General features: G+C 67.9%; 6 protein-coding genes and 1 tRNA gene. 1 reads left to right on the top strand and 6 read right to left on the bottom strand.

Annotated features, from left to right (window positions below; all coding sequences use genetic code 11):
- The 6 genes from P1P75_RS39005 to P1P75_RS38980 all read right to left on the bottom strand — a co-directional run.
- Window positions 1–453, bottom strand: a 453-nt coding sequence (locus P1P75_RS39005) for a hypothetical protein (RefSeq protein WP_319264317.1), incomplete at its 3' end; no start/stop codon positions are given.
- 93 nt (window positions 454–546) lie between these two features.
- Window positions 547–1149, bottom strand: a complete 603-nt coding sequence (gene pth / locus P1P75_RS39000; protein ID WP_319264316.1) for an aminoacyl-tRNA hydrolase — start codon at window positions 1147–1149, stop codon at window positions 547–549.
- Between the two features lie 72 nt (window positions 1150–1221).
- Entirely contained in the window at window positions 1222–1812 is a 591-nt protein-coding gene (locus tag P1P75_RS38995; RefSeq protein ID WP_319264314.1) for a 50S ribosomal protein L25/general stress protein Ctc, read from the bottom strand.
- A gap of 225 nt (window positions 1813–2037) precedes the next feature.
- Entirely contained in the window at window positions 2038–3012 is a 975-nt protein-coding gene (locus P1P75_RS38990) for a ribose-phosphate diphosphokinase (protein WP_319264312.1), read from the bottom strand.
- 135 nt (window positions 3013–3147) lie between these two features.
- Window positions 3148–4596 carry a bifunctional UDP-N-acetylglucosamine diphosphorylase/glucosamine-1-phosphate N-acetyltransferase GlmU gene (gene glmU, locus P1P75_RS38985; protein WP_319264310.1) on the bottom strand — a complete coding sequence of 483 codons (1449 nt, stop codon included), beginning with the start codon at window positions 4594–4596 and terminating at the stop codon, window positions 3148–3150.
- A 110-nt stretch (window positions 4597–4706) separates the two neighbouring features.
- Window positions 4707–4781 (bottom strand) — tRNA-Gln (locus P1P75_RS38980).
- A gap of 149 nt (window positions 4782–4930) precedes the next feature.
- Here P1P75_RS38980 and P1P75_RS38975 point away from each other — a divergent pair.
- Window positions 4931–5793, top strand: an 863-nt coding sequence (locus tag P1P75_RS38975) for a histidine kinase dimerization/phosphoacceptor domain-containing protein (RefSeq protein ID WP_319264308.1), incomplete at its 3' end; no start/stop codon positions are given.

The raw sequence follows: 5793 nt of genomic DNA, 5'->3' as shown, positions 1-5793 counted from the left end.
CCCCAGCCCACCCGCGACCACCACCGACGCCAGCAGCAGCGCACCGCCCATCGGCACCCACGCGTACAACACTCCGGCAGGACCGGACCGCACGACCTCGTCACCGCCCGGCTTGACCACCACCGAGTACGTCTGCCCCTCGCGCACCGCAACCGTCTTCTCGATCACCACCCGCGCACGCGCCTGCGACCCCGACGACAACGGCGCGTACGGCCCCGAACAACTGTCCGCACCGCAGCGCGCCACCTCGATCGTGCCCTGCTCCCGGCCCTTCGTCAGCATCACATGCTGCGCCGTACCCCAGGACCCCCACACCCCCGCCACCAGGATCAGCAGCGCCACCACCCACATCGCCGCCAGCCGGCCGAACCGCAACACGGCCACCGAGACCTGACGCGAGGAACCCCGGCGGGGACCCCGATGGGACGTGGCGGCGACGACTGAGGCAGGCATGGCCGGGATCATTGGCCATGCCCGAACGGCACGTCAACCTCGGCGGGTGACAAGTCGCGAGTTGTCCGTACCTTTCCGCGACCCACACCCCGGCTACGAGTTGTACGTCCCCTGCGCCCGCTCCAGCCCGTCGATGACCAGACACTCCACCGCGTCCGCCGCCCGGTCCACGAAGTAGTCCAGCTCCTTGCGCTCCGCCCCAGAGAAGTCCTTCAGCACGAAATCCGCCACCGGCATCCGCCCCGGCGGCCGGCCGATCCCGAACCGCACCCGGTGGTACTCCGCCCCGAACGCCTTCGTCATCGACTTCAGACCGTTGTGCCCGTTGTCCCCGCCACCCAGCTTCAGCCGCAACACCCCGTAGTCGATGTCCAGCTCGTCATGGACCGCCACCACCTGGGCCACCGGCACCTTGTAGAACTCCCGCAGCGCGTTCACCGGACCGCCCGACAGATTCATGAACGACATCGGCTTCGCCAGCACCACCCGACGGCTCCCCGGCCCCGGCGGACCGATCCGCCCCTCCACGACCTGAGCCTGCGCCCGTCCCGCCCGCTTGAACCTCCCCCCGATCCGCTCGGCCAGCAGATCGGCCACCATGAACCCCACGTTGTGCCGGTTCATCGCGTACTCCGGGCCCGGATTGCCCAACCCCACGATCAACCAGGGGGCATTGGCGTCGGTCGTCACGTCCATGTCTCCTTGATACGCGCCAGCCGCTGCCCCCCAAGGGAACAGCGGCTGACGAACAAACGACGACGGTGAGGATCAGGCCTCCGCGGAAGCCTCATCGCCCTCGCCCGCCGCGGCCTCCTCCGCCTGCGCGGCCAGCACCTGGAGGACGACGGTGTCACCGTCGACGCCCAGCTTGGTGCCCGACGGCAGCGGGATGTCCTTGGCGAGCACCGAGTCACCGGCCGTCAGGCCCTCGACGGACACCGTGACGGACTCGGGGATGTGCGTCGCCTCGGCCTCGACCGGCAGCGCGTTGAGGACGTGCTCCAGCAGGTTGCCACCGGGAGCCAGCTCGCCCTCGGTCTGCACGAAGATCTCGACGTTGACCTTCTCGCCACGCGTGACCAGCTGAAGGTCGACGTGCTCGAGCGAACCGCGGATCGGGTCACGCTGCACGGACTTCGGGATGGCCAGCTCCTTGGACTCGCCGTCGATGTCCAGGGCGATCAGGACGTTCGGCGTACGCAGCGCCAGCAGCAGCTCGTGACCCGGCAGCGTCAGGTGGATCGGGTCCGAACCGTGGCCGTACAGCACACCGGGAACCTTGTGGTCACGACGGATACGGCGGGCAGCACCCTTGCCGAACTCGGTGCGCGACTCAGCGGCGATCTTTACCTCGGACATGGAAATCACTCCTCGTAGAAACAGCGACGGACAAAGTCACCCGGCCACGAACGGCCTGCTACGAAGAGCGCGTCGATAACGGACAGCCGGACCACGTGACACACGCGGACGGCCTCCCTCGCCGAGCAACCTGGGCAGTCTACTCGGCGAGGGAGGCCGCAGAAAAGTTGACCTTGAGCGACCTCCGGTCGCGGGCGGTCAACCCGAACAGCAGGCCGCCTGCGCCTACTGCTCGTCGAACAGGCTCGTCACCGAACCGTCCTCGAACACCTCACGCACCGCGTTGGCGATCGTCGGCGCGATCGACAGCACCGTGATCTTGTCGACCTCCAGCTCACCCGGAGTCGGCAGCGTGTTCGTGAAGACGAACTCACTCACCTTCGAGTTCTTCAGACGGTCCGCCGCCGGACCCGACAGCACACCGTGCGTCGCCGTCACGATGACGTCCTCCGCACCGTGCGCGAACAGCGCGTCCGCCGCGGCACAGATCGTGCCACCCGTGTCGATCATGTCGTCGACCAGCACACACACCCGGCCCTTGACCTCGCCCACGACCTCGTGGACCGTCACCTGGTTCGCCACATCCTTGTCACGACGCTTGTGCACGATCGCCAGCGGCGCACCCAGACGGTCGCACCAGCGGTCCGCGACCCGTACCCGGCCGGCGTCCGGAGACACGACCGTCAGCTTCGAACGGTCCACCTTGCTGCCCACATAGTCCGCCAGCAGCGGCAGCGCGAACAGATGATCCACCGGACCGTCGAAGAAACCCTGGATCTGATCCGTGTGCAGATCGACGGTGAGGATCCGGTCCGCACCCGCCGTCTTCATCATGTCCGCGATCAGCCGCGCCGAGATCGGCTCACGGCCACGGTGCTTCTTGTCCTGCCGCGCATAGCCGTAGAACGGCACGATCACCGTGATCGAACGCGCCGACGCACGCTTCAGCGCGTCGATCATGATCAACTGTTCCATGATCCACTTGTTGATCGGAGCCGTGTGGCTCTGGATCAAGAAGCAGTCCGCACCACGAGCCGACTCCTCGTAACGGACGTAGATCTCACCATTGGCGAAGTCGAAGGCCTTCGTCGGGACGACCCCGACACCCAGCTGGTGGGCGACCTCCTCGGCAAGCTCGGGGTGGGCGCGGCCGGAGAAGAACATCATCTTCTTCTCGCCGGTCGTCTTGATCCCGGTCACAGCACTGTCTCCTCAGAGGTGTCTCAGCCGGCTGTCGAGAGCCCGCGCCGCTGGGCGCGACGGGGCCGTCTCAGCTGGTGGGGGTGCGGGTGTGCACTTATCACGGTACGCCGTGTACGACGCACTCGAATCCGGTCAGTCCTCGCCGTCGCCCTGACGGGAAGCCGCCCCAGCGGCCTTCGCCGCCGCGCTCCCCGGACGCTTACGAGCCACCCAACCCTCGATATTCCGCTGCTGACCACGGGCCACGGCCAGCGAACCGGGCGGCACATCCTTCGTGATCACGGACCCGGCAGCGGTGTACGCACCGTCCCCGACCGTGACAGGAGCCACAAACATGTTGTCCGAACCCGTCTTGCAATGCGAGCCGACGGTCGTGTGGTGCTTGTGCTCTCCGTCATAGTTCACGAACACACTCGCCGCACCGATGTTGGAGTAGTCACCGATCGTCGCGTCCCCGACGTACGACAGATGCGGCACCTTCGTACCCTCACCGATCACGGCGTTCTTCGTCTCCACATACGTGCCGACCTTCGACCTCACACCCAGCCGTGTACCGGGCCGCAGATACGCGTACGGCCCCACGGACGCCTGCGGACCCACCTCGGCCCCATCAGCCACCGCATTGTCCACCCGGGCCCCCGCACCCACCGTCGTATCCTTCAGCCGCGTGTTCGGCCCCACCACGGCACCCTCGCCCAGACGCGTCGCCCCCAGCAACTGCGTCCCCGGCAACACCACCGCGTCCTGCTCGAACGTCACCGCGACGTCGACCCACGTCGTGGCCGGGTCGACGACCGTCACACCAGCCAGCATCGCGGCCGTCAGCAACCGGTCGTTCAAAATCCGCCGAGCCTGCGCCAACTGCACCCGGTTGTTGATCCCGGCGATCTCCCGGTGGTCGGCGGCCACCGAAGCCCCCACCCGATGACCGGCCTCCCGCAGAATCCCCAGCACATCGGTCAGGTACTCCTCACCCTGACTGTTGTCCGTACGGACCTGCTTCAACGCCTTCGCCAGCAACTGCCCGTCGAACGCGAACACACCCGAATTGATCTCCCGGATCGCCCGCTGCGCATCCGAGGCGTCCTTGTGTTCCACGATCCCCGTGACCGCACCCGACGCCTCGTCGCGCACGATCCGCCCGTACCCGGTCGCGTCCGGCACCTCGGCCGTCAGCACCGTGACGGCGTTCCCGTCGGCGCTGTGCGTGCCGGCCAGCCGCGCGAGCGTCGCACCCGTCAGCAGCGGAGTGTCACCGCAGACGACCACGACAGTCCCGTCCACGGCCCCACCGAGCTGCTCGAGACCCATCCGCACGGCATGCCCGGTGCCGTTCTGCTCCTCCTGCACGGCCGTCCGTACGGCGGGGTCGACCTCGGCGAGATGCGCGGTGACCTTCTCCCGCGCGTGCCCGACGACGACGACCAGGTTCTCGGGGTCCAACTCACGGGACGCGGCCAGCACATGGCCCACGAGGCTGCGGCCGCAGATGTCGTGCAGGACCTTCGGTACGGCCGACTTCATACGGGTGCCCTCACCCGCTGCGAGAACGACGACGGCTGCCGGGCGAATGGCGCTCACGGAGTTGCCCTTCGGCTGTGGAGAGGTGGGACATCCGAAGGATACCGGGGCGTTTCCCGGCGGACATGAGAGTGGGCCCTGACAGGTGCAGTCAGGGCCCGAACCGAGCATGGCTCCCCCGCCAGGACTCGAACCCGGACATATGGCACCAAAAGCCACAGTGCTGCCAATTACACCACAGGGGAATATACGACCAAACCGGACATTTGGCCGGGCTGTCGAGTGGCGCCTTCTACTATGCCGTACGGGCCGCCCCGGATGCGACGGTGTCCGGTGGTCCTCCGTCGCTGAAACTCACCGGAAAAGGCGGGGCGGGCGACCGTAGGGTGGAGGTATGACCACGACGGGGGAAGAGCACGCCTTGGCTCGGGGAGGGCCTTGGTGGTGGGCGAGGCGCCGCAGTGCGGTGTTCGACAGCGGTCTTGCGGTGGTGTCCGCCGCGGAGTGTGCGCTGGAGGGGTATCCGTTCGCGCAGGACGCGGGCGTTCCGGTGGCCGCGGGGATGGCGTTCGGTCTGCTGGCCGGGTCCGTGCTGCTGGTGCGGCGGAAGTGGCCGATCGCGGTGGTGCTGGTGGCGATCGCCATCACGCCGGCGCAGATGGGCTTCTTGATGGGGATCGTCGGGCTGTACACGCTCGCCGCCTCGGAGCTGCCGCGCCGGATCATCGGGTCGCTGGCGGCGATGCAGTTGGTGGGGACGTTGATCGTGACGTTCGTGCGGGTGCGGCAGGACATGGTGCGGGGGGATCTGGATCTGGGGGACTGGTTCATTCCGTTCGCCGCGATCACGACTTCGCTGGGGCTGACGGCGCCGCCGTTGCTGTTGGGCCTGTATGTGGGGGCGCGGCGGCGGTTGATGGAGAGTCTGCGGGAGCGGGCGGACAGTCTTGAGCGGGAGCTGCAGTTGTTGGCCGAGCGGGCCGAGGAGCGGGCGGAGTGGGCGCGGGGTGAGGAGCGGACGCGGATCGCGCGGGAGATGCATGACGTGGTCGCGCATCGGGTGAGTCTGATGGTGGTGCACGCGGCGGCGTTGCAGGCGGTGGCGCGCAAGGATCCGGAGAAGGCGGTGCGTAATGCGGCGCTGGTGGGGGACATGGGGCGGCAGGCGTTGACCGAGTTGCGGGAGATGCTCGGGGTGCTGCGCAGTGGTGAGGGTGTGGGGGAGCGGGGTGTGTCGGTGCCGTTGGCGGCGGTGGG

Origin of the sequence: Streptomyces sp. ID05-39B (assembly GCF_033794725.1) — a bacterium.
GTDB lineage: Bacteria > Actinomycetota > Actinomycetes > Streptomycetales > Streptomycetaceae > Streptomyces > Streptomyces bobili.
The sequence above is the reverse complement of the archived record's forward strand: the minus strand, read 5'-3'. Positions and strand labels throughout refer to the sequence as shown.